The following is a 618-nucleotide window of genomic DNA, read 5'->3' on the forward strand; positions in this document are numbered from 1 at the left end:
CTTAACCTTGCTACTAAATATAAGTCGCTGACCCATTATACAAAAGGTACGCAGTCACCCCGAAGGGCTCCCACTGCTTGTACGTATACGGTTTCAGGTTCTATTTCACTCCCCTCACAGGGGTTCTTTTCGCCTTTCCCTCACGGTACTGGTTCACTATCGGTCAGTTAGGAGTATTTAGCCTTGGAGGATGGTCCCCCCATATTCAGTCAAGATAACACGTGTCCCGACCTACTCGATTTCACTGTAAAGCACGCTACGTGTACGGGGCTATCACCCTGTATCGCTCCTCTTCCCAAAGGATTCCACTACACACTAAACAGCTTAAGGGCTGCTCCCCGTTCGCTCGCCGCTACTAGGGGAATCTCAATTGATTTCTTTTCCTAAGGGTACTTAGATGTTTCAGTTCCCCTCGTTCGCCTCGTTACACTATGTATTCATGTAACGATACCTGTAAACAGGTGGGTTTCCCCATTCGGACATCTGTGGCTCAAATGCATTTTGTCGGCTCACCACAGCTTTTCGCAGACTTACACGTCCTTCATCGCCTCTAACTGCCAAGGCATCCACCGTATACGCTTCGTCACTTAACCATACAACCCTAAAAAGCCTTGAGTA

Annotated in this window: 1 rRNA gene; it reads right to left on the bottom strand. The window is 48.2% G+C overall.

What is annotated here, in order from left to right:
* Positions 1–593 (bottom strand): 23S ribosomal RNA (locus GTW09_RS17400); the annotation flags it as partial.
* Positions 594–618: the final 25 nt, after the last annotated feature.

Origin of the sequence: Alteromonas hispanica, assembly GCF_010500915.1 — a bacterium.
Classification (GTDB): domain Bacteria; phylum Pseudomonadota; class Gammaproteobacteria; order Enterobacterales; family Alteromonadaceae; genus Alteromonas; species Alteromonas hispanica.